Origin of the sequence: Roseovarius aquimarinus (assembly GCF_043661195.1) — a bacterium.
Lineage (GTDB): Bacteria > Pseudomonadota > Alphaproteobacteria > Rhodobacterales > Rhodobacteraceae > Roseovarius > Roseovarius aquimarinus.
In genome coordinates, this window is record NZ_JBIHMM010000001.1 from 531,279 (window position 1) to 555,977 (window position 24,699).

Below are 24,699 nucleotides of genomic sequence, written 5' to 3' on the forward strand. Positions count from 1 at the left end.
ATATTTTCAGCAAGAAGAACGGGCGGAGACGTGCCAATTCGGAACGAAGCCGGGATCGAAGACCGTCACGGGGCCGTCCGGTGTTTCGATCTGGCCGGGCAGGTCGGGCGCGCCGCGGGTGAGCGTGATCCGCGCCTCGTTCGGCGGCAGGCCGTAGAAGGTGGAACCGTTCAGCGAGGCGAAGCCTTCGAGCTGACCCAGCGCTCCTTCCTCCTCGAAGACATGCGCGAGAATGGGCAGCGTGTTGGGCGCGGTGAAACAGCCCGCGCAGCCGCAGGGTTGCAGCTTGGCCGGATCGGTATGCGGCGCGCTGTCGGTGCCCAGAAAGAAGCGCGCGTCGCCCGAGGTGGCGGCGGCGCGCAGGGCGAGACGATGCTCCTCGCGCTTGGCCACGGGCAGGCAGTAGTAATGCGGGCGGATGCCGCCCGCGAGGATGTGGTTGCGGTTGATGACCAGATGATGCGTCGTGATCGTCGCGCCGAGATGTTCCGGGTGGGCCTTCACGTAATCGACGCCCTGCGAGGTCGTGATATGCTCCATGACCACCTTGAGACCCGGCACGCGGCGGCGCAGCGGATCGAGCACGCGGTCGATGAAGACCGCCTCGCGGTCGAAGATGTCGACGGCGGGGTCCGTCACCTCGCCATGAACGCAGAGCGGCAGGCCGATCTCTGCCATCCGTTCGAGCACGCCCTGCACGCGCGCGAAATCGGTGACGCCGCTCGCGGAATTGGTGGTGGCCCCGGCGGGGTAGAGCTTGACCGCCGTGACGAGGCCCGAGGCATGTGCGCGCGCGACATCCTCGGCCTCCGTCGCCTCGGTCAGATAGAGCGTCATGAGCGGCGTGAAATCCGCGCCCTCGGGCAGCGCCGCAAGAATGCGGGCGCGGTAGGCCTCGGCATCGGCGCCGGTCACGACCGGGGGCACGAGGTTCGGCATGATGATGGCGCGGGCGAAGTCGCGCGCGGTCCAGGGCAGGACGGCGCGCAGCATGTCGCCGTCGCGCAGGTGAAGATGCCAATCGTCGGGGCGGCGCAGGGTCAGATGATCTATGGTGCTCATGGCGCGGGGCTTACACGAGCCGGCGGCGCCGCGCCAGAGCTTTGCCGCCGCGCTCCGCGCTCACTCCTCGGCGTCGCCCGTCGCCTTTTCCGTATCGCTTCCGGGCGGCAGGCGCAGGCCCTCTTCCTCGGCATGGCGGCGCGCCGCGTCGAGCGCCTTGCGGAAGGGCCGGGCGTTGCGCTGCTCGAGCACCTTGCGCGCGAGGAGGACCAGAAGATAAGGCCGCAGCGGCGATTTGAGCTGTTCAAGCAGGCGGAACTGATAGCCGCCATCGCGCCGGCGCGCCCGGTAGAGCCGGGCGAGGCCGAGCCGGTCGAGCTTGCCCGCGCTCAGCTGGGCGAGGATGCGGAAGAGGATCTGCACACGCATGAGGCTCTTTTGCAGATCGCGCCCCATATGGCGCATCCGGAACAGCGTCACGTTACGGCGCGCGAAAAGGGCGGCGTGCATTGCGTTGAGTGGCTCCGCCGGATCGTAGATCACGAAAGCTTCCCTGGCCGCGTCGAGCATGTCGGGCGCATAGCCGTAGCGATCGGTGAAGGAGGTGCGGCGCATGTCACGGAAGCGATCGTCCCATTCGGCGATGCGCGGATCGAGCGTCGCCTGGGGGTTCAGCACGACGACGCGCGCGCCGGGCGCCGCCACGGAAAAGGCCGCCGCCGCATAGCCGCAGGAGCCCGAGCCATAAAAGATGACCTGCTCAAAATCCTCGAAGAAGCCGTCGTCGATCAGTCGGTCGAAATAGCCGTAGACCGATTTGTCGCGGAACCATGTGTCGCCGTCCGACACAAGGCAGAGATGCGACCACCCGAGCGCGCGCGCGATGTCCCATCCGAGCGGATGCGCGTCGCGCGACAGCTCCTCGATGGCCTGATGCGTCTCGAAGGTGACGAGAAGCGTCGGCTTGTCCTCGATGAAGATCGCCGCATGCTGCGCACCCAGCCGCTCGACATAGCCGTCCTCGCCCGCGATCTCGGCGGCCTTGTCGAGCCACGCGTCGCGCCCGTCGAGCCCCGTCAGGGGCGTGGGGGACGAATTGGACGCGTCTTGCATGGCTTTGTCCTCGATGACGGGCGGCGCCGCGCCGAAATTGCGCGTGTTCAAGGTCAAGCTAGTCCTCAATTCAGGCGAAATTTTGAAAAATCCGTGGGGTTTGCTGGACAGGCCGGACCGCGCGCGCCACCATGACGTGTATCGATTGAAATGCGGGGCAGGGTGCCGATGGACGATGTGAAGACGATCGAGGATGTCGAGCGCCTCCTCGCGGCCGAAGGATATGTCTGCGGGCGCGCACTTTCGACCGCGCTTTTCCTCTCGCTGCGCCTCGGGCGGCCGCTCTTTCTCGAGGGCGAGCCCGGCACCGGCAAGACCGAGATCGCCAAGGCCATCGCCGCCGCGCTGGGGCGCAGTCTCATCCGCCTGCAATGCTACGAGGGGCTCGACGCCTCGAGCGCCGTGGCCGAGTGGAATTTCGCGGCGCAGATGATCGCCCTGCGCGCCGCCGAGCTCGACAAGGAGCGCGGCGAGGATGCGGGCGCGCTGAAGGACCGTCTCTTCACCGAGGACTTCCTGATCGAGCGCCCGCTCCTGAAGGCGATGCGCCCCCAGCCGGGCGGCGCGCCGGTTCTGCTGATCGACGAGCTCGACCGCACCGATGCGCCCTTCGAGGCGTTTTTGCTCGAGGCGCTCGGCGACTATCAGGTGACCTTGCCCGAACTCGGCACGATCAAGGCCGCGGTGCCGCCCATCGTCATCCTGACGTCGAATCGGACGCGCGAGGTGCATGACGCGCTCAAGCGGCGCTGCCTCTATGCCTGGGTGGATTACCCCGATTTCGAGCGCGAGGCCGAAATCCTCGCCGCGCGCGTGCCGGACCTGCCGCAAAAGCTGAGCCGCGAGGTGGTCGCCTTCGTGCAGAGCCTGCGCACGGAGGATCTTTTCAAGAAGCCCGGCGTCGCCGAGACGATCGACTGGGCCAAGTGCCTTCTGGCGCTCGATGCGGTCGCGCTCAGCCCGCAGGTGATCGCCGACACGCTGGGGGCGCTCCTGAAATACCAGGACGATATCGCGCGGCTGAACAACAGCGAGGCGAGCCGCATCCTCAGCGAGGCGCGCGCGGCGCTGGCCCCGGCATGAGGCTTCATCTTGGCAAAAATACTCCGGGGGTCCGGGGGTAGCACCCCCGGCGCCGCACCATGCCCGAATACCCGGATCTCGCCATTCCCGAAACGCCGCGCCTCGCGCTCAACATTGTGCATTTCGCGCGGGCGCTGCGCCGGGCCGGGATGCCCGTGGGCACGGGGCGCATCCTCGACGCCGTGCGCGCGGTGGGCGCCGCCGGCTTCACCTCGAAGCGCGATTTCTACTGGACGCTCCACGCCGCCTGCGTGACGCGCCCCGAGCATCGCGCCGTCTTCGGCCAGATCTTCCGCCTCTATTGGCGCGATCCGCGGTTTCTCGAGCATATGATGGGGCTTCTCATCCCCACGATGCGCGGTCTGAACGAGGACCGCGCCGCCCAGGCGGCCGAGAAGCGCGCCGCCGAGGCGCTTCTCGACGGGGCCGAGGCGCCCGAGCGCGACATCCCCGAGCCGAAAGACGAGGACGCGCTGCTCGAGATCGACGCGAGCGCCACGCATTCCGCCCGCGAGCGCCTGCGCAATCTCGATTTCGAGCAGATGGGGATGGCCGAGATCGCCGAGGCGCAGCGCATGCTGGCGCGGCTGCGCCTTCCGGTGCCGCCCATGCCCTCGCGCCGCCTGAAGGCCGATGCGCGGGGGCGCGTTCTGGACGCCGCGCGCACCATGCGCCTGGCCATGCGCCATGGCGGCGAGGTGATGCAGATCGCGCAGCGCGCGCCGCGCGTGCGGGCGCCCGATCTGGTGGTGCTTTGCGATATTTCCGGATCGATGAGCCAATATAGCCGCATGGTCTTGCATTTCGTCCATGCCGTCGCCAACCGGCGCGGCGAGACGGGCTGGGGCCGGGTGCATGCCTTCACCTTCGGCACGCGGCTGAGCAACGTGACGCGGCATCTGGCCACGCGCGACGTGGACGCGGCGCTCGCGGCGGCGGGGCGCGAGGTGCAGGATTGGGAGGGCGGCACGCGGATCGGCGATTGCCTGCGCGCGTTCAACCGCGACTGGTCACGCCGGGTGCTGGGGCAGGGCGCGCTGGTGCTGCTCATCACCGACGGGCTCGATCGCGGCGCGCCGGAGGTTCTGGGGGCCGAAGTCCAGCGCCTCGGGCTGACCGCGCGGCGGCTCGTGTGGCTCAACCCGTTGTTGCGCTGGGACGGATTCGCGCCGAAAGCACAGGGGATCGCCGCGATGCTGCCGCATGTCGATGCGGTCCTGCCCTGCCATTCGGTCGCCACCTTGGGCGATCTGGCGGACACGCTCGCGGCGCCGGGCCTCGTCGGCGAAAAGGCGCGCCTCATGCGGATGCGCTGAGCGGCAAACGGAACGCATCCGCTCTCCGGGGCGTTCCACGGCAACGTGTCTTGCACGCCTCACCCGGGCGGAAGACATCTTGCGTAACGACACTCAGGAGAGCTCCATGCATCGCCACTGGCTGACCTCGACGACCGCCATCGCCCTTGTTCTCAACGCGGCGGCGCCCCTGCCGCTCGCCGCCTCGGCACCCACGACGCTGCGCACCATGCCCGAGGGGGCCGGGGCCGAGATGCGCCTTGCCCAGAGCGAGACCAACCCCGCCGCCGAGGAGATGATGGAGAACATCATCGGCGACGGCGGCGCGGCAGGATCGGCCGAGCAAGGCGGCGCGGATGCGGCTGCCGAGGCCGCGCAAGCTCAGGCGGAAGCCGAAGCCGAAGCCGCCGAAGAGGCGCAGGCACAGGCGGAAGCGGAGGCTCAAGCGGAAGCGGAAGCCGCCGCAGAAGCCGAAGCAGCGTCGCAGCAGCAGGCGCAAGAAGAGGCGCAGGCGGCTGCGGAAGCCGAAGCGCAGCGGCAGGCGGAAGAAAACGCCCGGGCGGCCGCCGAAGCCGAGGCACAGGCCGAAGCGGAAGCCGCGCAGCAAGCCGAGGCCGAGGCTGCGGCGCAGCGTCAAGCGGAAGAAGAAGCGCAGGCGGCGGGCGAAGCGGAAGCCGCGGCTCAAGCGGAGGCCGAACGGCAGGCCGAGCAGGAGGCGGCGGCGGAAGCTGAAGCCGCCGCAGAGGCGGAAGCCGAGGCGGCCCAGCAGGCCGAGGAGGCTGCCGCCGAAGCGGAGGCGATCCAGCAGGCCGAGGAGGCGGCGCAGGCAAAAGCCGAAGCGAATGCGGCTGCGGAAGCCGAGGCCGCACGGCAGGCCGAAGCCGAGGCTGCCGCAGAGGCGGAAGCAGCGCAGCAGGCGGCGGAAGATGCCGCGGAGGAGGCCGAGCAGACCGCAGAGGAGGTTCAGGCCGAAACGATCGGCGAGACCGAGCGCAGCCAGTCGGCGGAGAACGCGGCGCCGGATGCCCAGCCCGAGAATCAGCCGGAAACCCTGCCCGAAATCAGCGCCGAGGCGCAGGCCGCGGCGGCGCAGCAGGCGGACGAGGCTGCGGCCTCGGCGGCGGCGGCGTCGGAAGATGCCGAGGTGATCGAGACGCAGGACACGACCGTCACCGAGGCGGATGCGCGCGCCTCCAACGAGGAGTTCGCGACCACGGCGAGCGGGCAGGCCGCTCCTGCGGCGCAGGCCGCGCCGACCGTGGCAGACGACGATGACGACAACCAGCTTCTGAAAAATCTCGGCGTCGCGGCGGCGGCGGGCCTTGGGGCCTATGCCATCGGCCGCATGCTCGACGGCGGCGGCCGCGTTGTGTCGAATACCGGCGACCGGGTCGTCGTGCAGGAGCCGTCGGGCGGCTATCGCATCATCAAGGATGACGACACACTGTTGCGCCGCCCGGGCAACGATGTGCAGACCGAGACCTTCTCGGACGGCTCGACCCGCACATCCGTGACTGCGGGTGACGGTAGCCAGACAGTCACGATCCGCGCCGCCGATGGGCGGGTGCTCCGCCGCACGCGTATCCTGCCGAATGGCGAGCGGGTGCAGCTCTTCGACGACACGCGCAGTTTCGCCCGCGTCGATGTGACCGAGCTGGAACGCGCGCAGTCGGCCCGCGCGGCGGATTACGATTACAGCGCGTCGGACGTGGACGAGCTGCGCACCGCGCTAAACGCCGCCAATGGCGTTCAGACCGACCGGACCTATTCGCTGAACCAGATCCGCCGCATCGACGCGGTGCGCAAGCTGGTGCCGGTGATCGCGCTCGACGCGATCAACTTCAAGACCGGCTCGGCGGTGATCGAGGCCCAGGAGGCGCAGGATCTGGCCGATCTCGGCCGCACGATGGCCGCCGCGATCGAAGAGGACCCGAGCCAGGTCTTCCTGATCGAAGGGCATACCGACACGGTGGGCGATGCGAGCTACAACCTCGCCCTGTCGGATCGCCGCGCCGAATCGGTGGCGCTCGCGCTGACCGAGTATTTCGACGTGCCGCCTTCGAACATGATCGTGCAGGGCTATGGCGAGTCCGATCTGCGCATCCGCCAGCAGGGCGACATCCGCGCCAATCGCCGCGGCGCCGTGCGCAACATCACGCCGCTGCTGCGCGGGGGCCGCTAGGTCGCCCCGCACAGCTCGGACAGCGCCCACGAGATGTGATTGAAGCGACCGGCCCTTCGCCCCATACTGCGGGCGGAGGGCTTTTTCATGCAGGACGCTGACGATATTCCGCGCATCGCGCTGGACTGGCACCGCGACGGTAAAGGCGCGGCGCTGGCGACGGTCACGCAGACATGGGGCAGCGCGCCGCGCCGCGTGGGCGCGATGCTCGCGATTTCGGGCGCGGGCGACATGGCGGGCTCGGTTTCGGGCGGCTGCGTCGAAGGCGCGGTGGTGGCCGAGGCGCTCGAGGCGATCGGGGACGGCGAGGCGCGGCATCTCGAATACGGGGTGGCCGATGGCGATGCCTTCGCGGTGGGCCTCGCCTGCGGCGGCACGATCCGAATTCTCGTGCAGCCCATGGGCGGCGCGCTCCCCGAGGCGGTTCTGGCCGATCTCGTGGCCGCGCGGGAGGCGCGGCGACCCGCTGCGCTGATCACCCCGGAACGCGGCGCGCCCCGGCTCGAGACCAGGGGCTTCGAGGAGCGGTTCCGCGCCGATCGTTCGGGCTTCGACGAGGAGAGCGGCGATTTCGTCGCCGTTCACAACCCGCCCTTGCGGCTCATCGTCGTGGGCGCGGTGCATATCGCGCAGGCGCTGGTGCCGATGGCGCGCATCGCGGGCTATGATCCCACCGTGATCGACCCGCGTGCCGCCTTCGCCAGCGAGGCGCGGTTTCCGGGCACTCGGCTCATGGAGGATTGGCCCGACGATGCGGTGCGGGCCCTCGGGCTCGATACGCGCACCGCGCTGGTGCTGCTCACGCATGATCCCAAACTCGACGATCCGGCCCTGAACGAGGCGCTGCGCTCGGGCGTATTCTATATCGGCGCCCTAGGATCGACGCGCACCCACGCCAAGCGGCTCGAGCGGATGCGCGCGGCGGGCTTCACCGAAGCGGAATGCGCGCGCATTCACGGCCCCATCGGCCTCGATATCGGCGCGGCCGGCCCGGCGGAGATCGCCGTCTCCATCCTCGCGCAGATGACGCAGGTGCTGAGGCGCGGCGCATGAAATTCGGCCCGGTGCCCCTGGCCGAGGCGGAGGGCGCGATCCTCGCCCATTCTGAGGCGGTGCCGGGCGGGCGGCTGCGCAAGGGGCTTTGCCTCGATGCCGGGCATGTCGCCCAACTGGCGGAGGCCGGGCTGAACGAGGTGACGGTCGCCCGGCTCGGCCCCGAGGATATCGGAGAGGATGCGGCGGCAGAGGCGCTGGCGCGCGCGCTCGCCGAGGGCGCGGAGGGCATCCGGCTCAGCGCTCCCGGCACGGGGCGCGTCAACCTGATCGCCGAAGGGCCGGGCGTGGTGCGGATCGACGCCGCCGCCATCGACGCGGCCAACACGGTCGATCCGATGATCACCGTCGCCACGGTGCCGCAATTGGCGCAGATGGGGCGGGGCGGCATGGTCGCCACGGTCAAGATCATCTCCTACGCGGTGGACGGTGCGGCACTGACGCGGGCCTGCGACATATCGCGCGGCGCGCTGCGCCTCGCCGCACCGCAGCGCCGGAGCGCGACGCTGATCGTGACCGAAACCGCCGCCGGGCCGGGCGACAAGGGGCGGGACGCCATCGCCGCGCGGCTCGAGGCGCTCGAGATGGAGCTTGCCGAGGTCATCCACGTCCCGCACGAGACCCTGCCGCTCGCCGAGGCGCTCGGCCGCGCGACGGGCGAGATCGTGCTGATCCTGACGGCCAGCGCCACATCGGATGCCCATGATACGGGCCCCGAGGCGCTCCGTGCGGCGGGCGGCAGCGTCACGCGCTTCGGCATGCCGGTCGATCCGGGCAACCTGCTCTTTCTGGGCGATCTGGGGCCGCGCCCCGTCATCGGCCTGCCGGGCTGCGCCCGCGCGCCCAGCCTCAATGGCGCGGATTGGGTGCTGGCCCGGATCGCCTGCGGGATCGAGGTGGGATCGGGCGATATCGCGCGCATGGGCGTGGGCGGGCTTCTCAAGGAAATTCCCAGCCGCCCGATGCCGCGCCGCGGCAAGAAATCGCCCTAGATTCAGGCTTCTCAACTGCCGATTGCCGTGCTTAACTCTGAGGCAACGACAAAGATAGCTCATAGGGAGGGCGCCCATGTCACAGGTCAGCATGACCGTGAATGGCAAGACCGCGAGCGGCACCGTCGAGGGCCGCACGCTGCTTGTCGATTTCCTACGCGAGACTTTGGGACTGACCGGCACGCATGTCGGCTGCGACACCAGCCAGTGCGGCGCCTGCGTCGTCCATGTGAACGGCAAGGCGGTGAAGGCCTGCACGATGTTCGCCGCCGAGGCCGACGGGGCCGAGATCGACACGATCGAAGGGCAGGCGGCGCCCGATGGCACGCTCAACACCATCCAGCAGGCGTTTCAGGATCATCACGGCCTGCAATGCGGTTTCTGCACGCCCGGCATGGTGATGAGCGCGGCGGCGCTCCTCAAGGAGAACCCCAAGCCGACCGAGGCCGAGGTGCGCAGCTACCTGAGCGGAAATATCTGCCGCTGCACCGGCTATCACAACATCGTCAAGGCGATCCTCGCCGCGAGCGGGCAGGACGTCAGCGGCCTCGGAAGCAAGATCGCCGCCGAGTAACGCTGCCAGAGCTCATCGCCAACCCAGGGAGACACGACATGCCCAAGGACAATGCACCCGATCATGGCGGAATCGGCGCCAGCCCGAAGCGGCGCGAGGACATCCGCTTCCTGTCGGGCACCGGCAACTACACCGACGACATCAACCTGCGCGGACAGGCCTATGTGCATTTCCTGCGCTCGGATGTGGCGCATGGCAAGCTGAACGGTCTCGATCTGAGCGAGGCCGAGAAGATGCCGGGCGTCGTGCGGATCTTTACCGGCGAGGATTTCAAGGCGCTCGGCTCAATCCCCTGCGGCTGGCAGGTGACGGACCGCTTCGGCAACCCGATGCAGGAGCCGCGCCATCCGGTGCTGGCCGAAACCCATGTGCGCCATGTGGGCGATCCCATCGCCGCCATCGTCGCCGAGACGCGCGAGCAGGCCCGCGATGCCGCAGAGGCGATCGTCGTCGATCTCGAGGAGCTGCCCGCCGTCGTGGATATGGCCAAGGCGCTCGAGGAGGGTGCGACGAAAGTACATGAAGAGCTCTCCAGTAACCTTTGTTTTGACTGGGGTTTCGTCGAGGAGAACAAGCAGGCGGTGGATGAGGCGATCAAGAACGCCGCGCATGTCACCAAGGTCGAGCTGGTCAACAACCGCCTCGTGCCGAACGCGATGGAGCCGCGTGTCGCCATCGGCGATTACAACCGCGCCTCGGGCGACTCGACGCTCTACACGACCTCGCAGAACCCGCATGTGATCCGGCTTCTGATGGGCGCTTTCGTTCTGAACATTCCCGAACACAAGCTGCGCGTCGTCGCGCCCGACGTGGGCGGCGGTTTCGGCTCCAAGATCTACCACTACGCCGAGGAAGCGCTCTGCACTTTCGCCGCCAAGGCCCTGAACCGGCCCGTGAAATGGACCTGCACCCGCTCGGAGGCTTTCCTCAGCGATGCGCAGGCGCGCGATCATGTCACCACGATCGAGCTCGCGCTCGACAAGGACAACAACTTCACAGCCGTGCGCACCAGCACGCTGGCCAACATGGGCGCGTATCTGAGCACCTTTGCGCCCTCGATCCCGACCTGGCTGCACGGCACGTTGATGGCGGGCAATTACAAGACGCCGCTCGTCTATGTGAACGTGCGCGCGGTCTTCACCAACACCGTGCCGGTCGACGCTTACCGCGGAGCGGGCCGCCCGGAGGCGACCTACCAGCTCGAGCGCGTCATCGACAAGGCGGCGCGCGAATTGGGCGTCGATCCCATCGCGCTACGCCGCCAGAATTTCGTTACCGAGTTTCCCTATCAGACACCCGTTGCGGTCGAGTACGATTCGGGCGATTTCAATCGCTTGATGGACAAACTTGAAGCGCGCGCCGATTTCGGCGGCTTCGAGGCGCGCCGCAAGGAGAGCGAGAAGAACGGCAAACTTCGCGGCCTCGGCATCAACTGCTTCATCGAGGCTTGCGGCATCGCGCCCTCGAACCTCGTCGGGCAACTCGGCGCTCGCGCGGGCCTTTACGAGAGCGCGACGGTGCGCGTGAACGCAACGGGCGGCATCACCGTGATGACCGGCAGCCACAGCCACGGGCAGGGCCACGAGACGGTCTTCCCGCAGGTCGTGGCCGACATGATCGGCATCGATCCCGCCATGATCGAGATCGAGCACGGCGACACGGCCAACACGCCGATGGGCATGGGTACCTACGGCTCGCGCTCTATCGCCGTGGGCGGCAGCGCGATGGTGCGTGCGACCGAGAAGATCATCGCCAAGGCCAAGAAGATCGCGGCGCATATTATGGAGGCCTCGGACGGCGATATCGAGCTGAAGGACGGCAAGTTCACCGTCGCGGGCACCGACAAGTCGCTCGCCTGGGGGGACGTCACGCTAGCGGCCTATGTGCCGCATAACTACCCGCTCGACGAGGTGGAGCCGGGGCTTGAGGAGACGGCCTTCTACGATCCCAACAACTTCACCTATCCTGCCGGCGCCTATGCCTGCGAGGTCGAGGTCGATCCCGAAACCGGCAAGGTCACGATCGAGAAATTCACCACCGCCGACGATTTCGGCAATATCGTGAACCCGATGATCGTGGACGGGCAGGTGCATGGCGGCCTCACGCAGGGCATCGGGCAGGCGCTGATGGAGAATTGCAGCTATGACGCGGACGGGCAGCTCCTGTCGGCCAGCTACATGGATTACTGCATGCCGCGCGCCGACGACGTGCCGTTCTTTTCCATCGACCATTCGAACGGCACACCCTGCACCCATAACCCGCTCGGGGTGAAGGGCTGTGGCGAGGCGGGGGCCATCGGCTCGACGCCGACCGTCATCAACGCGGTCGTCGATGCCCTGCAATCGGGCGGGCACAAGGTGGATCATGTCGACATGCCCGTGACGCCGAGCCGCGTCTGGGCGGCGATGCAGCAAGGCTGAAACGGAAGGCGTTCGGGGCTCCGCCCCGGACCCCGGGATATTTGAGGCAAGCAGAAAGACTTGCCGCGAAAGAGGGAGACAGCACGATGTATGCATTCGAGATCGAGCGGCCGGGGAGCATCGCCGAGGCGGTGGCGGCGCTGAAGACCGAGGAGGCGCAGCCGCTGGGCGGGGGGCAGACCCTCATTCCGACGCTCAAGCAGCGGCTCGCCATGCCGTCGGTCCTGGTGAGCCTTGCGGGCATTCCCGAGATGCGGGGCATCTGCATGGACGACAAGGGCCGCATGTGTGTCGGAGCCTCGACCACCCATGCCGAGGTCGCGGCGGCCGAGGGATTTTCGGGCCTTTCGTCGCTCGCCTCCCATATCGGGGATCCGGCGGTGCGCAATCGCGGCACGATCGGCGGAAGTCTCGCTAATAACGATCCATCGGCCTGCTATCCCGCCGCGGCGCTCGGCGCCGGCGCGATCATCGAGACGGACCGGCGCGAGATCGCGGCGGATGACTATTTCCTCGGCATGTTCGAAACGGCGCTCGATGAGGGCGAGATCATCACCCAGGTGCGTTTTGCGCTGCCCGAAAGATCCGCCTACGCCAAGTTCGAGCAGCCCGCCTCGCGCTTCGCGCTGGTCGGGGCCTTCGTGGCGAAGTTCGAGGATGGCGTGCGCGTCGCGATCACCGGCGCGTCGGAGAGCGGTGTGTTCCGCTGGACCGAGGCCGAGGAGGCGCTGTCTAAGAATTTCGATGCGAGCGCGCTCGAGGGGCTGAGCGCCTCCGCCGAGGGCATGATGGGCGATCTGCATGGCACGCCCGAATATCGCGCGCATCTCGTCGGGGTCATGACGCGGCGCGCTGTCAAGGCGGCCGCCTGAGCTTACTCACAGTCGGCGAAAACGAAAACGGCCCGGAGGATCTCCGGGCCGTATGTCATTCAGCGTCGATTACTATTCAGCGGGCGATGGGGCCGATGATCATGATCATCTGGCGGCCTTCCATCTTGGGCATGTTCTCGACCTTGCCGGTGCCTTCGACATCGGCGGCCACGCGCTCGAGCAGGGTGCGGCCCAGATCCTGGTGGGCCATCTCGCGGCCCCGGAAGCGCAGGGTGATCTTCACCTTGTCGCCGTTCTCGAGAAACTTGAAGACGTTACGCATCTTGACGTCGTAGTCATGCGTGTCGGTGTTGGGGCGGAATTTCACCTCCTTCACCTCGATGATCTTCTGCTTCTTGCGCGCTTCGGCCTCGCGCTTTTGCGTCTCGTACTTGTACTTGCCGAAATCCATGATCTTGCAGACAGGCGGCTTGGCGTTCGGCGAAATCTCGACCAGATCCAGCCCGGCCTCCTCGGCCATTTCGAGGGCGCGGGCGCCCGAAACGATACCGACATTTTCGCCATCGGCCCCGATCAGTCTGATTTCGGCGTCACGGATGCGTTCGTTCACGCGGGGGCCAGTATCGCGCGTGGGCGGCGCGTTATGCGGTCTGCGGGCTATGGCTTTGATCCTTCGATGGTTGTTGGAAAGGTATGGAGTGGCAAGGTAGCCATGCAAATGACGGGTTTCAAGGCGCAAAATGGGCCTTGGGGGCGGCTGCGGAGGGAACTCAACTTGCGTCCGGCGGGTTCTGGATGCATGAACCACGAGGACCGACACCGGATCGGCCCGTCTGGCGGGCACCGGCCCGCTGTCATTTGAATTAGGGGTATTGCAATGAAGAACCTTGTATGGATTGTGCTGGCCGTCATCATTCTGTTCGGCGGCTACATGCTCGTCACCGGCGATACGCCGCGCGACATGGTCGAGGATGCCGAGCAGGCGATAGACACGCCGGCGGAGATCGAGACGACCGAGGAGAGCGTCGAGGAAACCGCGGACACGGCAGCCGAAAGCACCGAGGACGCGGCGAACGAGGCGGCCACCGAGACGCAGGAGGCCGCTGACGCGACGGGCGATGCGCTCGATACCGCCTCTGACGAGGCGCTCGACGCCGCAGGCGATGCGGCGAATGCCGTCGAAGGCGCCGCGACCGAGGCGGCGGACGCCGTTGGGAACGCCGTCAGTGACGCCGCTGCCGGGATCGAGAACGCCGTCGAGGACATGTCGCAAGAGGGCAGCGAGGCCGTGGAAGGCGCGGATGCCGAAGCGGGCGAGAGCACCGTCAGCGACGAAGCGGTGAGCGATGTCGTCGACAACAGCGAAGCGCCCGAGACCGAGGCGGCCACCGATGCCGCGACGGGCGATGCAGCCGCAACATCCGACGAAGGCCTGACCGACGCCGTCAACGACAGCGCGGCGCCCGAGACGGAAGCCGCGGGCAGCGACGCGGAGAGCGCCGCCGCGGGCGATGTGCCTGCCGCACTCACCGCCGAGAATTTCGACATGGAGCGGGCCATCGAGCTCATCGAGAATTCGGATGTGAACGACACGCAGAAAATGCTGCTCAAGACCCAGCTCGAGAAGGTCGAGCAGAACCCGGACCTTCTGAACGCGATGCTCGAGCAGATCCGCGCCGCCGTTCTCGAGTGACGGTCAGCCCGATCAAAGACGATGCCCGCGCCGGAGGATCACCGGCGCGGGCTTTTTCATTGGCGGTGGGCGGTGCTCAGTCGAGGAACGCCTTTTCCACCACATATTCGCGGGGCGCCGAATTCGCGCCCTCGCGCAGCCCGTATTCCTCGAGCAGCGCTTTCAGATCGAGGTTGAACGCGAGATTGCCGCAGATCATCGCGCGGTCGGTCTCCGGGGCGAGGGGCGGCACGCCGAGATCGGCATAGACCTCGCCCGAGCGCATGAGATCGGTGATCCGGCCCATCTTGGGGCTCTCCTCGCGCGTGGTCGTGGGGTAATAGCGCAGCTTGGCCGCGAAACCCTCGCCGATCAGCTCTTCGAGCATTTCGTTGCCGCGCACGTCTTCGATCAGTTGCGCGCCGTATTCGAGCTCGCCCACCGTGCGGCAGGTATGGGTGACGATCACCTCGTCGTAATCCTCGTAGGTCTGCGGATCGCGCAAGAGCGAGGCGAAGGGTGCGAAGCCCGTCCCGGTGGCGAAGAGCCAGAGCCGCTTGCCGGGCAGAAGCGCGTCATGCACCAGCGTGCCTACGGGCTTGGGGCGCAGGATGATCTCGTCTCCGGGCTGGATATGCTGCAATTTCGACGTGAGCGGGCCGTCCTCGACCTTGATCGAGTAGAATTCGAGCTCGTCGTCCCAGGAGGGCGAGGCGATGGAATAGGCGCGCAAAAGCGGCTTCTGCTTGCCCGTCTCGGGGTCGGGATCGCCCATGAGGCCGATCATCACGAACTCGCCCGAGCGGAAACGAAGCGAGGCCGGGCGCGTCACGCGGAAGGAAAAGAGCCTGTCGGTCCAATGCGTGACCTGCGTGACGGTCTGCGCATCGGGCAGGGTTGGCGCGGCGCGCTTCGGGGTCTGCTGTGTGGCGGTATCGGTCACGTTGCTCATCTCGTTCATATGGTCTTCCCACCGCTGCCTTGCACCGGCGCCCTTCCTATAGTCCTTGAAATGGATCAATTAAAGGCGGCGTTCAGCCGCGCAGCCGCGCCTGATAGTCATGCGCGCGCCAATCGGCGCGGAAAAGCCACTGATCCTCGGGCTGACGTGCGGCCAGCGCCTCGTCGATTTCGACCTCGTCGAAACCGCAGCGGCGCGCCATCGCGTATTGATCGGCCAGCACATGCCCGCGCGCGCGCAGCCGGCCCTTGTAGCCCATGAGACGCAACTGGCGCGCGATGGAAAAGCCGCGCCCGTCGGCGGAGCTGGGAAAATCGACGCGGATCATCGCGATCTCGGGCAGGCGCCCCGCCAGTTCGGCAGGGTCCACGCTGGAGGCGAGATTGATGCCCACGCCGTCGCGCGCATCCTCGAGCGCCACGATGGGCAAGGTCCAGTCATCGGGGCCGAAGCCCGCGTCGGTCACGATCACGCTCATGCGTCTTCTCCTAGGGTGCTGCCTTGTCTGATGAATTTGCCGTCCACGAGATGTATCCCGCATTCCGTCTTGTCCTGGCCCTTCCAGCGGCCCGCGCGTTCGTCCTCGCCCGCGGCGACGGGCGAGGTGCAGGGCATGCAGCCGATGGACGGATAGCCCTGCGCGACCAGCGGATGGCGCGGCAGGCGGTTTTCCTCGATATAGGTGCGCGCATCGCCGGGCTGCCAATGGGCGAGCGGATTGACCTTGAGCCGGCCCTCGTGCTGCCCGTTCGGGGCCTCGACCTCGAAGAATTCGAGATCCGCGCGCGCCGCGCCCTGATAGCGTTTGCGCCCGGTGATCCAGCCGTCGAAACCCTCGAGCGCGCGGGCGAGGGGCACGGTCTTGCGCAGCGCGCAGCAGGCGTCGGGATCGCTCTGGTTCAGCATCGCGGCGGGATCGCGTGCCTTCAGCTCCTCGGGATCGGGCCGGATGAGGCGCATGTCCTTGAGGCCCAGCCGCTCGGCCAGCTCCTGCTGATAGACCAGCGTCTCGGCGAAGAGCATGCCCGTCTCGAGGAAGATCACCGGCGTCTCGCGCCGCGCCAAGGCCACCATGTGCAACAGCACGACCGATTCCGCCCCGAAGGACGAAACCAGCGCCAATTGCCCCACATCGGGATCATGAAGCGCGCGCGCGAGCACGGCGATCGCCGAGTGATGGCGGTACGCCTCGTTCAGCGCATCCGCGCGCGCCTGAAGCGCGGTGATGGGCGTCTCATGCCGGGACATTGGCCTCGGCCTTCCTGCGCGGCTTGGCATCCGCGTCGCCGTAGAGCGCGGCCTTGAAAGGCTCCATCCCGAGGCGGCGATAGGTCTGAAGGAAGGTCTCGGACGGCTCGCTGCGATGTTCGAGATAGGCCAGCATGATCGCCTCGATCGCGGGCACGATCTCGTCCGCCGAGAAGCCCGGCCCGGTGCGATCGCCGAGGCGCGCATCCGTTCCGCCATCCCCGCCGATGGTGATCTGGTAATTCTCGACGCCCGCACGGTCGAGGCCGAGGATGCCGATATGGCCGACATGGTGATGCCCGCAGGCGTTGATGCAGCCCGAAATCTTGATCTTCATCTGGCCGATCTCATGCTCGAGCTTGAGCGCGCCGAAGCGGGTGGCGATCTCCTGCGCGATGGGGATCGAGCGGGCGGTCGCGAGGGCGCAATAATCCATGCCGGGGCAGGCGATGATGTCCGAGATGAGGCCGATATTCGCCGTGGCGAGTCCCACCTCGCGCAAGGCCGCATGGATCGCCGGCAGGTCCGAACGATGGACATGCGGGAGGATCACGTTCTGCTCGTGGCTGATGCGCAGCTCGTCATGGCCGTAGCGCTCGGCGAGATCGGCCATGACGCGCATCTGCTCGGACGTGGCGTCGCCCGGCGTCTCGCCATGCGCCTTGAGGCTGATCGAGACGATGGCATAGCCAGGCGCGCGGTGGGCCGCGAGATTCGTGTCGGCCCAGGCGCGAAAGACCGGATCGGCGGCGCGGGCCGCGTCATAGGCTTCGGTGCCGCCCTCGCGGAAGGCGGGCGGCGCGAATTGCGCGCGGATCGCGCCCAGAAGCTGCTGGTCCACGCCGCTGAACTGCGGGCGGATCAGCGCATAGCGCTCTTCCACACGGGCGCGGATATCGTCGATACCGTGCTCGTGGACGGTGATCTTGATGCGCGCCTTGTACTTGTTGTCGCGCCGCCCGATCGTGTTCCAGACGCTCACCACCGCCTCGAGATAGGGCAGCAGGTCTTCTTCGGGCAAAAAGTCGTGCAGCACCTTGCCGATCATCGGCGTGCGGCCCAGACCGCCGCCGACCAGCACCTGATAGCCGATATCCGACCCGCGCCTCACGATGCGCAGGCCGATATCATGGGCGAGCGTCACCGCCCGGTCCATCGGACTGCCGGTGACGGCGACCTTGAACTTGCGCGGCAGGAACTGGAATTCGGGATGGTCGGTCGACCATTGGCGGATCAGCTCGGCGATGGGGCGCGGATCGGCGACCTCGTCGGCGGCGGCGCCCGCGAAATGGTCCGCCGTCACGTTGCGGATCGTGTTTCCGCTCGTCTGGATCGCGTGCATCTGCACCTCGCCGAGCGCGTCGAGGATATCCGGCACGTCCTTCAGCTTAGGCCAGTTATACTGGATGTTCTGGCGCGTCGTGAAATGGCCATAGCCCTTGTCCCAACGCTCGGCGATCATCGCAAGCTGGCGCATCTGGCGGCTGCTCAGCGTGCCGTAGGGAATGGCGACGCGCAGCATGTAGGCATGCAGTTGCAGGTAAAGACCGTTCATCAGGCGAAACGGCTTGAACTCGTCCTCGGTCAGCGAGCCGTCGATGCGCCGCGCGACTTGCGCGCGAAACTGGCGGTTGCGCTCGGCCACGAAGGCCGCGTCGAATTCGGAATAGGTGTACATCACTGCGCCTCAGCTTGCTTGCCGTGGAAATAGTTGGACGGCCCGGTGCGCCGGAATTCCTCGCGGAAATGCGTCGGCTGCGGGCCGGCCTCGCTCGGGGCGACATCAGCGAGATAGGCGCCGACGACTTCGGCGGCGCGGCCCTGCGCGCCCAGAAGGCGCAAGTCCGCATCGGCCTCGTCGGTCAGCACTTCGGCCTCGGACAGATGGCGCGTCCAGGTATCGGCCTCGGTCAGGTAGACGACATCGCCCTCCAGCAGCGCGTTGGCGGTCACGACCTTGGGGGTGAACTCACGGGGCATCAGGCGGTCTCCTCGAGCGGGACAAGATTGGTCAGGGGCGCGATGCCCGGAATGATCTGCGGGGGCAGGCCCGCGGCATGGCAGGCGGCGACGAGCCGCGCGTCCGGCGCGGAGGGCATGAGGCACATCACATGCGTGCCCGCCTCGGCCGCGTCGATGAGCGTCGCGGCGCTGCCCGGCAGGGGGCCGAAGACCGCCTCGCGCCGGGCAAGCTCCAGCACGGCGGGCGAGACCGCGTCCGCGTGGAGCACCAGATCGGCCTCGTGCAGTACGCGGCGCGTTTTGTGGGGCAAAAGCTCAGGATCGTAGCTTGCCACGACCGCGAAGGTGATGCGCCCCGGCTCGCCGCGCTGCCCCAGATGGCGGGCAAGCTGGGCGTCCAGCACTGCGGCCAAATCCTCGCCGCGTTCGAGCGCCTCGGGACCGCTGCGGAAGAAGAAGGCGCTCCAGAAGGCGCGGCGCGCACGGCCCATCGGCAGCGCCTCGGCGGCAGCGCGAAACGCACGGGCAGCGCGGGCGAGGGGGCCGAGCGCGGCGGGAAGCATCGCCTCGATATCGGCCTTGATGGCGCGCGCCAGAACCGGCGCCGTCCCTTCGGTGCCGATGGCGACGGTCACCGGATCGCGGTCGACGATGGCGGGCGTGATGAACTGGCTGTCTTCGAGATTGTCGACGATGTTCGTAAGCGCCCCGTCGGCGCGGGCCAACGCGACGTTGTGCGCATCGAGCCCGTCATCCTCATCGGCGGCGTAGAAGAGCGCGGCGCAGAGCGCGTCGCCCGGACCCATTGGGCGGCGGCGCAGGGCGAGCTTGCTTTCGGCGGCCCACGCCTCGATCTCGGGGGCGGGCGCCTCGGCGAAGACGGTCAGGTGCGCCTCGGTCTTCATCAGCAGGCGCAGCTTGGCCAGCGCGGCGTCGCCGCCGCCCGACAGCACCACGCGGCGCCCCTCCAGTGCGATGAAGATCGGAAAATGTCTCACGTGCCGTCCATTCCGTTTGACTTGCCCTCATATATAGAAAATATTCCCAGTAAGGCGCCATGGGGGCGGGTGAATAAGGACGTTCGTTCCATTTAGCATTCGCTTCGGTGGCAAAATTCCAAGGAACGGAGAAATGCGGAATGGCTGTTCGTCTGGACGATCTGGATCGGAAGATCCTCGGGGAATTGCAAACCGATGGGGGTCAGTCGCTCGACGATATCGCGAAATCGGTCGGCAGCTCCAAGACGCCGGTCTGGAACCGGATTCGCAAGATGCGCGAAGCGGGCGTCATCAAGCACCAGACCTATCTGTTGGATGCCGAGGCGCTGGGGTTCGAAGCCTGCTTCTTCGTGCTGATCCGCACATCCGAGCATGACGCGGCGTGGCAGCAATCCTTCCTCAAGGCTCTGAAAGGCCGTCCCGAGGTGCAGGAAGCGCACCGGCTCGCGGGGGATATCGACTACATCCTCAAGGTGCGCGTGAAGAATGCCCGCGCCTACGACACGTTCTATCAGGCGCTCATTTCAGAAGTGAGGGTGCATAACGTGACCGCCTTGCTCTCGATGGAAGAGATCAAATCGACCACGATCCTGCCGCTATGACGCTTTAGCTTCGGCCTCCAAGGCCTTGACGATCGCCGAGAAATCTTCGGCCTTGAGGCTCGCGCCACCGACGAGCGCGCCGTCGACATTCCGCACTGCGAAGATCTCGGCGGCGTTGGCGCCCTTGACGGAGCCGCCGTAAAGCAACCGCACCGCGCCGCCCGTTTCTTCGCCGAGGCGCTGCTCGAGCTGCATGCGGATGAAGTCATGCACCTCGCCGATCTGCCCGGTCGAGGGGGTGAGGCCCGTGCCGATGGCCCAGCAGGGCTCGTAGGCGACGACGGTGTTCCCGCCCGTCGCGCCGTCGGGGAGCGAGGCGGCGAGCTGCGCGCCGATCACTTCGAGCGTGGCGCCGGCCTCGCGCTCGGCAAGGCTTTCGCCGACGCAGATGATGGCGGTGAGGCCCGCGCCGATGGCGGCGTGCGCCTTGGCGCGGACCATGTCGTTCGTCTCGCCATGATCGCTGCGGCGCTCCGAATGGCCGAGGATGACCGCGCGCGCGCCTGCATCCTTCAGCATCGCGGCCGAAATGTCGCCGGTATGCGCGCCGGAAGGGGCCGCGTGGCAATCCTGCCCGCCAATGGCGATGAGGGACGCATCAGCCCGCGTGGCAGCGGCGCCGAGGAGCGTGAAAGGCGGGCAGATCAGCAGATCGACGAGGCCGCCCGGGTGCCCCTCGGCCAAGGCGTCCAGCATGTCGAGCGACGCCGCGTCGCCGTTCATCTTCCAATTGCCCGCCGCCAGTTTCCGCCGCATGTCCGTCCCCCTCAGCCACCTTCGCTCAACGCTTGCCCAGCCCAATCGCAAGCGGCGTCCGGATCGTCAAGAGCGGCGCTCGGCAGCGTCCAGTATCCCATCGTGAGTGTCTTGCCATCGGATTTGCGATCATAGCTGAATTGCGCGGCACCCTCGGCGGCCATGCGCCGCGCGAGGTCACCGGACGCGCGCAGATAGATACGCCCTTGGCTATCGAGACACGCGAAAATGGCTCCATCGCAATAAAGCGTGGCGCCGCCCATCATCCTGCGATGCGTAATCTCGCCCAGCGCCGAGAAAAGCTCGCGCGCGAAGGCGATGTCGGGCGCGCTGACGCTCACCCGTTCTGGCTGAGCTTCTCGTCGAACTTGATCGACTCGCCGCATCCGCACGCTTCGGTCACGTTGGGGTTGTTGAAACGGAACCCCGACTCGAGCAAGCTGACCTCGTAGTCGATCTCGGTGCCGAAGAGGAACATCTGCGCCATGGGCGCGATCATCACGCGCGCGCCGGCGGTCTCGACCACCTCGTCATGCGGGTCCACCTCGGTCACGTAATCCATCGTATATTCCATGCCCGCGCAGCCGCCCTTCTTGACGCCGATGCGCAGGCCCTGATGGCCGTCCTTCGCCATGAGGCGCGCGATCTGCGCCGCGGCGCGGTCGGTGATCGTGACGGCCTGTTTTCCGGGTATTCCAAACATCTGCGGGTCCTCTGCCTCTTGCGTGGCGCGGGGGCGGGCGCCCCCGGTGTCGATCCTGCCCGTTACATGAAGCCCAGCTCGAGCCGGGCCTCGTCGCTCATCATGTCCATGCCCCAGGGCGGCTCCCAGACGAGGCTCACATCCACCTGCTTGATCCCATCGAGCGGCTCGATCGCATCGGCGACCCAGCCGGGCATCTCGCCCGCGACGGGGCAACCGGGCGCGGTGAGGGTCATGATGACCTTGACCGCATTCTCCTCGTCGATGTCGATCGTGTAGATGAGGCCCAGATCGTAGATGTTGACCGGGATCTCCGGATCGAAGACCGAACGGCACGCCTCGACGATCTCCTCGTATTTGGGATGCGAGGTCGAGGAGGGCGCGATGAGGGGGATACCCTCGAAGGGCTGGGGATTTTCACTCATGTCTTGTCCTGCATCTTTGCCTGACTGAATATATAGGGATTGCGGTCGCCCGCGTCCAGTGCGGGCGACCTCGGGGGATGCCGCCGCCCGGAGCCCTCAGACGCCCTTGCGCTTGCGGATCGGGGTGGGGCGCACCCGCGCCTCGATCGTCTCGTAGAGCTTGCCGACGATGTTCTTGCCGGTCGAGCCCTCGATCCCCTCGAAACCCGGCGAGGAATTGACCTCGAGCACCTTCGGCCCTTTCTCGGCGCGCAAGAGATCGACGCCCGCCATGTTGAGATTGAAGGCCCGCGCGGCGCGCAGGGCGGTGTCCCGCTCTTCCTTGGTGATGCGCACCGATTGCGCGCTGCCGCCCCGGTGCAGGTTCGAGCGGAAATCGCCCTCGGCCCCGGTGCGCTTCATCGAGGCGACGACCTTGCCGCCGATCACGAGGCAGCGGATATCCTCGCCCGCGGCCTCCTTGACGAAATCCTGAACGAGGAAGTTGGCCTTGAGGCCCCGGAAGGCGTCGATGACCGATTCCGCCGCCTTGCGCGTCTCGGCCAGAACGACGCCCTTGCCTTGTGTCGACTCGAGCAGCTTGACGATCAGCGGCGCGGTGCCGACGAGGCCGATGATGTTGCCGGTATCGCGCGGGCTGGCGGCGAAGGCGGTGTTCGGCATGCCGATCTTGGCGCGGGCCATGATCTGATGCGCGTGCAGCTTGTCGCGGCTCGCGGTGATGCCCGCGCTGCCGTTGACGCAATAGGTGCCGATCGTCTCGAACTGGCGCAGGATCGCGGCGCCGTAGGGCGTGATCGAGGCGCCGATACGCGGGATCACGGCGTCGAAGCGCGGCAGGCGCTTGCCGTCGTAATGCACCTCGGGCGCCATCGCGTTGATCGCCATGTAGCAGCGTGTGGTGTTGACGACTTCGACGGTATGGCCGCGCTTCTCGCCTTCCTCGACGAGGCGCCGGGTGCTGTAATTGTCCTCGCGGCTCAGCACGGCGATGCGGAGCGCGCGGTCGGGCGCCTCCGTGCGCATCTTGGCGCTCGTGTAGACGTCATAGCTGAGTTCCGGCTGCAGAAACCGGTCGGTCGCCACGATCGAGATGTGATCCTTCAGCGCCTGCCGGCCCAGCAGCATCCGGCTGGCCATGCCGTGGCGGTTGGTCAGCGTGATCTCGATGGGCCAGATATCGCCATTGACCGACAGGGGCGTTTCGATGACATAGCGAGACTCGCTCTCGCCGTTCGAGGAGGTGACGTCGCGCCGGTCGATGATGACGGCCGAGCAGGGGATGACCAGATCGTCGCGGCCCGGAATGGGGTGCAGGGTGAACCGCACCTTGGGACGCGTGGCGGGGCCGAAGGTCTCGATGTCGAAGGCATGGAGCGCGGAGGTGCGTGCGCCGGTATCGACCTTCGCGCGGAGGGCGGGCACCCCCAGCTTGGGCAGGCCGACCCATTCCTCCCACCCGAATTGCAGCGGTTCTGGCGGCGCGGAAGAGGGCATCGGCGAGCATCCTTTCGATGGGCTGGCGTAAGGCGCGCTTATCTATCGCGATTCGCGTCAGCGTAAAGCCCATGTGTGACGCCTGCAAATCAGCCTGCCGTCAGGTCACGCGGAAGCGGCGGTGCCTTGGGACGCCCCTCAGTGCCGGTTGATGTCGTCCCGCACCCGCCGCACCTGCCCGGTGCGAAAGCGGAAAACGCGGCGCAGCACGGCCCATGCGATGAGCGAGAGCACCGCCCAAAGCGCCACGAGGGCCGAAAGACCGAGGGCCGGCGGCGCGAGCGCCAGAAGGATCCCGACGAGTGCCGCGCCGATGGCGAAGCCCAGCGCCATGAAGCCCGGCAGCGCCAGTTCCAGCATGGCGAGCAGCATCGCCCCCGCGAGCCAGACCCACCAGAGTTGCCAGAGGGGAAGGGTTTCGGCCAGTTCGATCATGACTTGCCCCGCAACATCGAGAAGGCGTTGCCGAAGGCTTCGAGCGCGTTTGCCGGCACGAGGATCGTCGAGGAGGAGGGGCTCGCGCCCAGCGCGTTGAGCGCCTCCACCTGTTTCAGCGCCACCTGATATTGCGCGGCCTCGAGGCCGTTATCGGCGATGGCCCGGGCGACGACGGAGGTGGCATAGGCCTCGGCATCGGCGGCGATGCGGCGCGCCTTGGCGATCTGCTCGGCGGCGTAGAGCTCGGCATCGGCATTGAGTTCTACCGCGCGCTTGGCGCCCTCGGCCCGCGTCACCTGCGCGCGGCGCTCGCGCTCGGCGTTGAGCTGCTGAAGCATGGCGTCGCGCGTCGCCTGGTCGAGATTGACGTCGAGGATCTCGGCCCGCGTCACCTCGATCCCCCAATTGTCCACGGCGTCCTCGACCGAATTCTTGATCGTCTCGATCAGCTGGGCGCGGTTCGATTGCACCTCGTCGAGGTCCATCTTGCCCATCTCGGCGCGCACGATCCCGGCCACGGTCGTGGCGATGGCGCCGTCCACGTCGCGGATGCGGTAGACCGTCTTCTCGGGCTGGACGATCCGGTAGAAGACCGAGCTGTCGACCTGCACCAGGACGTTGTCCTTGGTGATCGCATCCTGGCTCGCCGTGGGCAATTGGCGCTCGAGGATCGAGATGCGATGCGCCACCTTATCAAGAAAGGGCACGATCATGTTGATGCCCGGCGCCAGCACCGAATGAAGCCGCCCGAAGCGCTCGACCACATGCTGCTCGGATTGCGGGACGATCTTGATCGCGCCGAAGATCGTGACGATCACGAGGATCGCCAGAAGGATGAGAAGGATGTTGGACGACAATATGTCCACGAGCGCGTCTTCTGTCATGTATCC

At 67.2% G+C, this 24,699-nt stretch carries 26 protein-coding genes; 10 read left to right on the forward strand and 16 right to left on the reverse strand.

Annotated elements, in window-relative coordinates; translation table 11 throughout:
• Positions 1–6 precede the first annotated feature (6 nt).
• Both pyrC and ACGRVM_RS02580 read right to left on the reverse strand, forming a co-directional pair.
• Entirely contained in the window at positions 7–1,062 is a 1,056-nt protein-coding gene (gene pyrC / locus ACGRVM_RS02575; protein ID WP_377169001.1) for a dihydroorotase, read from the reverse strand.
• A 60-nt stretch (positions 1,063–1,122) separates the two neighbouring features.
• Positions 1,123–2,115, reverse strand: coding sequence for a phosphoadenosine phosphosulfate reductase (locus tag ACGRVM_RS02580; protein WP_377170025.1), 993 nt, complete (start codon positions 2,113–2,115; stop codon positions 1,123–1,125).
• Between the two features lie 168 nt (positions 2,116–2,283).
• Here ACGRVM_RS02580 and ACGRVM_RS02585 point away from each other — a divergent pair, with 168 nt between their 5' ends.
• The 8 genes from ACGRVM_RS02585 (at position 2,284) to ACGRVM_RS02620 (ending at position 12,586) form a co-directional block, all read left to right on the forward strand.
• Positions 2,284–3,198: an AAA family ATPase gene (locus ACGRVM_RS02585; RefSeq protein ID WP_377168999.1), complete on the forward strand. Its 915-nt coding sequence runs from the start codon at positions 2,284–2,286 to the stop codon at positions 3,196–3,198.
• Positions 3,199–3,257: 59 nt separating this feature from the next.
• A complete protein-coding gene (locus ACGRVM_RS02590) occupies positions 3,258–4,514 on the forward strand; it encodes a vWA domain-containing protein (RefSeq protein ID WP_377168997.1) in 1,257 nt (418 codons plus the stop codon).
• A gap of 106 nt (positions 4,515–4,620) precedes the next feature.
• Positions 4,621–6,675, forward strand: coding sequence for an OmpA family protein (locus tag ACGRVM_RS02595; RefSeq protein ID WP_377168995.1), 2,055 nt, complete (start codon positions 4,621–4,623; stop codon positions 6,673–6,675).
• Positions 6,676–6,762: 87 nt separating this feature from the next.
• Positions 6,763–7,728: an XdhC family protein gene (locus ACGRVM_RS02600; RefSeq protein ID WP_377168993.1), complete on the forward strand. Its 966-nt coding sequence runs from the start codon at positions 6,763–6,765 to the stop codon at positions 7,726–7,728.
• The gene (locus ACGRVM_RS02605) at positions 7,725–8,720 is read left to right on the forward strand and encodes a molybdopterin-binding protein (protein WP_377168991.1); all 996 of its coding nucleotides are present in this window, start codon (positions 7,725–7,727) and stop codon (positions 8,718–8,720) included. Before ACGRVM_RS02600 ends, ACGRVM_RS02605 begins: the two co-directional genes overlap by 4 nt.
• Before the next feature lie 76 nt (positions 8,721–8,796).
• Positions 8,797–9,294, forward strand: a complete 498-nt coding sequence (locus ACGRVM_RS02610) for a (2Fe-2S)-binding protein (protein WP_377168989.1) — start codon at positions 8,797–8,799, stop codon at positions 9,292–9,294.
• 38 nt (positions 9,295–9,332) lie between these two features.
• Positions 9,333–11,714 carry a xanthine dehydrogenase family protein molybdopterin-binding subunit gene (locus tag ACGRVM_RS02615; RefSeq protein ID WP_377168987.1) on the forward strand — a complete coding sequence of 794 codons (2,382 nt, stop codon included), beginning with the start codon at positions 9,333–9,335 and terminating at the stop codon, positions 11,712–11,714.
• 86 nt (positions 11,715–11,800) lie between these two features.
• Positions 11,801–12,586 carry an FAD binding domain-containing protein gene (locus ACGRVM_RS02620; protein ID WP_377168985.1) on the forward strand — a complete coding sequence of 262 codons (786 nt, stop codon included), beginning with the start codon at positions 11,801–11,803 and terminating at the stop codon, positions 12,584–12,586.
• A 76-nt stretch (positions 12,587–12,662) separates the two neighbouring features.
• Here ACGRVM_RS02620 and infC read toward each other — a convergent pair whose 3' ends face one another.
• On the reverse strand, positions 12,663–13,157 hold the full coding sequence (infC, locus tag ACGRVM_RS02625; protein ID WP_449619161.1) for a translation initiation factor IF-3: 495 nt from the start codon (positions 13,155–13,157) through the stop codon (positions 12,663–12,665).
• Between the two features lie 267 nt (positions 13,158–13,424).
• On the opposite strand from infC, the gene ACGRVM_RS02630 reads away from it, so the two are divergent.
• Positions 13,425–14,240: a prolipoprotein diacylglyceryl transferase gene (locus ACGRVM_RS02630; protein WP_377168983.1), complete on the forward strand. Its 816-nt coding sequence runs from the start codon at positions 13,425–13,427 to the stop codon at positions 14,238–14,240.
• 76 nt (positions 14,241–14,316) lie between these two features.
• Here the strand turns inward: ACGRVM_RS02630 and ACGRVM_RS02635 are convergent, their stop codons facing one another.
• From ACGRVM_RS02635 to ACGRVM_RS02660, 6 genes are all read right to left on the reverse strand, one after another.
• Positions 14,317–15,180 (reverse strand): ferredoxin--NADP reductase, encoded by an 864-nt coding sequence (locus ACGRVM_RS02635; RefSeq protein ID WP_377168981.1) that lies wholly within the window; start codon positions 15,178–15,180, stop codon positions 14,317–14,319.
• Positions 15,181–15,253: 73 nt separating this feature from the next.
• Positions 15,254–15,658, reverse strand: a complete 405-nt coding sequence (locus ACGRVM_RS02640; RefSeq protein ID WP_377168979.1) for a DUF934 domain-containing protein — start codon at positions 15,656–15,658, stop codon at positions 15,254–15,256.
• Positions 15,655–16,428 carry a phosphoadenylyl-sulfate reductase gene (locus ACGRVM_RS02645; RefSeq protein ID WP_377168977.1) on the reverse strand — a complete coding sequence of 258 codons (774 nt, stop codon included), beginning with the start codon at positions 16,426–16,428 and terminating at the stop codon, positions 15,655–15,657. The genes ACGRVM_RS02640 and ACGRVM_RS02645 overlap by 4 nt, the downstream gene beginning before the upstream one ends.
• On the reverse strand, positions 16,415–18,106 hold the full coding sequence (locus ACGRVM_RS02650; protein ID WP_377168975.1) for a nitrite/sulfite reductase: 1,692 nt from the start codon (positions 18,104–18,106) through the stop codon (positions 16,415–16,417). The genes ACGRVM_RS02645 and ACGRVM_RS02650 overlap by 14 nt, the downstream gene beginning before the upstream one ends.
• Positions 18,106–18,408, reverse strand: a complete 303-nt coding sequence (locus ACGRVM_RS02655; protein WP_377168973.1) for a DUF2849 domain-containing protein — start codon at positions 18,406–18,408, stop codon at positions 18,106–18,108. Before ACGRVM_RS02655 ends, ACGRVM_RS02650 begins: the two co-directional genes overlap by 1 nt.
• Positions 18,408–19,388: an NAD(P)-dependent oxidoreductase gene (locus tag ACGRVM_RS02660; protein WP_377168971.1), complete on the reverse strand. Its 981-nt coding sequence runs from the start codon at positions 19,386–19,388 to the stop codon at positions 18,408–18,410. Before ACGRVM_RS02660 ends, ACGRVM_RS02655 begins: the two co-directional genes overlap by 1 nt.
• A 140-nt stretch (positions 19,389–19,528) precedes the next feature.
• On the opposite strand from ACGRVM_RS02660, the gene ACGRVM_RS02665 reads away from it, so the two are divergent.
• Complete coding sequence (locus ACGRVM_RS02665; RefSeq protein WP_377168969.1) at positions 19,529–19,990, forward strand: Lrp/AsnC family transcriptional regulator; 462 nt, start codon at positions 19,529–19,531, stop codon at positions 19,988–19,990.
• On the opposite strand, the gene tpiA is transcribed toward ACGRVM_RS02665, so the two are convergent.
• The 7 genes from tpiA to ACGRVM_RS02700 form a co-directional block, all read right to left on the reverse strand.
• Positions 19,985–20,746, reverse strand: a complete 762-nt coding sequence (tpiA, locus tag ACGRVM_RS02670) for a triose-phosphate isomerase (RefSeq protein ID WP_377168967.1) — start codon at positions 20,744–20,746, stop codon at positions 19,985–19,987. The genes ACGRVM_RS02665 and tpiA overlap by 6 nt on opposite strands.
• 11 nt (positions 20,747–20,757) lie before the next feature.
• Entirely contained in the window at positions 20,758–21,087 is a 330-nt protein-coding gene (locus tag ACGRVM_RS02675) for a TfoX/Sxy family protein (protein WP_377168965.1), read from the reverse strand.
• Positions 21,084–21,449, reverse strand: coding sequence for a HesB/IscA family protein (locus ACGRVM_RS02680; RefSeq protein ID WP_377168963.1), 366 nt, complete (start codon positions 21,447–21,449; stop codon positions 21,084–21,086). Before ACGRVM_RS02680 ends, ACGRVM_RS02675 begins: the two co-directional genes overlap by 4 nt.
• Before the next feature lie 62 nt (positions 21,450–21,511).
• Positions 21,512–21,874: an SUF system Fe-S cluster assembly protein gene (locus ACGRVM_RS02685; RefSeq protein WP_377168961.1), complete on the reverse strand. Its 363-nt coding sequence runs from the start codon at positions 21,872–21,874 to the stop codon at positions 21,512–21,514.
• A gap of 96 nt (positions 21,875–21,970) precedes the next feature.
• The gene (gene rimK / locus ACGRVM_RS02690) at positions 21,971–23,371 is read right to left on the reverse strand and encodes a 30S ribosomal protein S6--L-glutamate ligase (RefSeq protein ID WP_377168959.1); all 1,401 of its coding nucleotides are present in this window, start codon (positions 23,369–23,371) and stop codon (positions 21,971–21,973) included.
• 138 nt (positions 23,372–23,509) lie between these two features.
• Positions 23,510–23,806: an NfeD family protein gene (locus tag ACGRVM_RS02695; RefSeq protein WP_377168957.1), complete on the reverse strand. Its 297-nt coding sequence runs from the start codon at positions 23,804–23,806 to the stop codon at positions 23,510–23,512.
• Entirely contained in the window at positions 23,803–24,693 is an 891-nt protein-coding gene (locus ACGRVM_RS02700; protein ID WP_377168955.1) for an SPFH domain-containing protein, read from the reverse strand. Before ACGRVM_RS02700 ends, ACGRVM_RS02695 begins: the two co-directional genes overlap by 4 nt.
• Positions 24,694–24,699 lie beyond the last annotated feature (6 nt).

What these genes read in the sequence shown, in the direction of transcription:
- ACGRVM_RS02580 (WP_377170025.1), bottom strand. Translation starts at nt 2,115, where the DNA reads ATGCAAGACGCGTCCAATTCGTCCCCCACGCCCCTGACGGGGCTCGAC.
- ACGRVM_RS02685 (WP_377168961.1), bottom strand. Translation starts at nt 21,874, where the DNA reads ATGAGTGAAAATCCCCAGCCCTTCGAGGGTATCCCCCTCATCGCGCCC.
- ACGRVM_RS02635 (WP_377168981.1), bottom strand. Translation starts at nt 15,180, where the DNA reads ATGAACGAGATGAGCAACGTGACCGATACCGCCACACAGCAGACCCCG.
- ACGRVM_RS02615 (WP_377168987.1), top strand. Translation starts at nt 9,333, where the DNA reads ATGCCCAAGGACAATGCACCCGATCATGGCGGAATCGGCGCCAGCCCG.
- ACGRVM_RS02665 (WP_377168969.1), top strand. Translation starts at nt 19,529, where the DNA reads ATGGCTGTTCGTCTGGACGATCTGGATCGGAAGATCCTCGGGGAATTG.
- ACGRVM_RS02590 (WP_377168997.1), top strand. Translation starts at nt 3,258, where the DNA reads ATGCCCGAATACCCGGATCTCGCCATTCCCGAAACGCCGCGCCTCGCG.
- ACGRVM_RS02645 (WP_377168977.1), bottom strand. Translation starts at nt 16,428, where the DNA reads ATGTCCCGGCATGAGACGCCCATCACCGCGCTTCAGGCGCGCGCGGAT.
- ACGRVM_RS02600 (WP_377168993.1), top strand. Translation starts at nt 6,763, where the DNA reads ATGCAGGACGCTGACGATATTCCGCGCATCGCGCTGGACTGGCACCGC.
- tpiA (WP_377168967.1), bottom strand. Translation starts at nt 20,746, where the DNA reads ATGCGGCGGAAACTGGCGGCGGGCAATTGGAAGATGAACGGCGACGCG.
- pyrC (WP_377169001.1), bottom strand. Translation starts at nt 1,062, where the DNA reads ATGAGCACCATAGATCATCTGACCCTGCGCCGCCCCGACGATTGGCAT.
- ACGRVM_RS02680 (WP_377168963.1), bottom strand. Translation starts at nt 21,449, where the DNA reads ATGTTTGGAATACCCGGAAAACAGGCCGTCACGATCACCGACCGCGCC.
- ACGRVM_RS02605 (WP_377168991.1), top strand. Translation starts at nt 7,725, where the DNA reads ATGAAATTCGGCCCGGTGCCCCTGGCCGAGGCGGAGGGCGCGATCCTC.
- ACGRVM_RS02695 (WP_377168957.1), bottom strand. Translation starts at nt 23,806, where the DNA reads ATGATCGAACTGGCCGAAACCCTTCCCCTCTGGCAACTCTGGTGGGTC.
- ACGRVM_RS02640 (WP_377168979.1), bottom strand. Translation starts at nt 15,658, where the DNA reads ATGAGCGTGATCGTGACCGACGCGGGCTTCGGCCCCGATGACTGGACC.
- ACGRVM_RS02655 (WP_377168973.1), bottom strand. Translation starts at nt 18,408, where the DNA reads ATGCCCCGTGAGTTCACCCCCAAGGTCGTGACCGCCAACGCGCTGCTG.
- ACGRVM_RS02585 (WP_377168999.1), top strand. Translation starts at nt 2,284, where the DNA reads ATGGACGATGTGAAGACGATCGAGGATGTCGAGCGCCTCCTCGCGGCC.
- ACGRVM_RS02700 (WP_377168955.1), bottom strand. Translation starts at nt 24,693, where the DNA reads ATGACAGAAGACGCGCTCGTGGACATATTGTCGTCCAACATCCTTCTC.
- rimK (WP_377168959.1), bottom strand. Translation starts at nt 23,371, where the DNA reads ATGCCCTCTTCCGCGCCGCCAGAACCGCTGCAATTCGGGTGGGAGGAA.
- ACGRVM_RS02610 (WP_377168989.1), top strand. Translation starts at nt 8,797, where the DNA reads ATGTCACAGGTCAGCATGACCGTGAATGGCAAGACCGCGAGCGGCACC.
- ACGRVM_RS02620 (WP_377168985.1), top strand. Translation starts at nt 11,801, where the DNA reads ATGTATGCATTCGAGATCGAGCGGCCGGGGAGCATCGCCGAGGCGGTG.
- ACGRVM_RS02650 (WP_377168975.1), bottom strand. Translation starts at nt 18,106, where the DNA reads ATGTACACCTATTCCGAATTCGACGCGGCCTTCGTGGCCGAGCGCAAC.
- ACGRVM_RS02630 (WP_377168983.1), top strand. Translation starts at nt 13,425, where the DNA reads ATGAAGAACCTTGTATGGATTGTGCTGGCCGTCATCATTCTGTTCGGC.
- ACGRVM_RS02595 (WP_377168995.1), top strand. Translation starts at nt 4,621, where the DNA reads ATGCATCGCCACTGGCTGACCTCGACGACCGCCATCGCCCTTGTTCTC.